This is a genomic window from Mesorhizobium sp. M7A.F.Ca.US.006.04.2.1, assembly GCF_004022915.1.
Lineage (GTDB): Bacteria > Pseudomonadota > Alphaproteobacteria > Rhizobiales > Rhizobiaceae > Mesorhizobium > Mesorhizobium ciceri.
Genome location: NZ_RZQA01001593.1, coordinates 1 through 533, shown reverse-complemented (window position 1 = coordinate 533; position 533 = coordinate 1). Strand labels below are relative to the sequence as shown.

Annotated in this window: 2 pseudogenes; both read right to left on the bottom strand. The window is 65.3% G+C overall.

From position 1 onward, the window contains the following. A pseudogene (locus EN925_RS38920) lies at nt 1–140 on the bottom strand (P-type conjugative transfer ATPase TrbB); the annotation flags it as partial. A gap of 214 nt (nt 141–354) precedes the next feature. Next, nucleotides 355–533: pseudogene (locus tag EN925_RS41365) on the bottom strand (CopG family transcriptional regulator); the annotation flags it as partial.

Genomic DNA, 533 nt, shown 5'->3' with positions numbered 1-533 from the left:
ACCAGCAGTTCATCGGTGGCGCAGAGCCCTTCCCTCAGCCGGTCGACCCAGAGGCGTCCGTCCGGGTTCAGCATCACCTCGACGATATCAGGAGCTTCGAGGAAGCGGGCTATGGCCGGCCCAAGCGCCGTGCGCAGCATACGCGCGCCGCGCGACACCGCTTCCCTGCCAGAATGATGACTGCCTGCCACGATGATCCCCGTTCACTGCGGCGAGCCTGCTCGTGCCGCGGTCGGGGATGATTAGAAGAGGCATGAACAGTAGCCTTGCAACAGGCAAAACGGTCCATCGCAACGCGGCGTGCAGAGACTTGCGGAATGCGGTGCGGCGATCTCGCCAGCTTGCCGCCACTATCTATCCCAACGGGGAATCGTCCGCGTCGGCCGGCGACGCCGGCGGGACATCATCAGCGATTTCCTGTCTGAGCTTTGGTCCCTTGCTCAGCCTGCGGCCAAGCGCGTCAACGAACGCGTCGTACCGCTGCAGGCCTTTCGCGCGGGCTTCGGCCTGCGCGGATTCCGGCAATGCCGGGG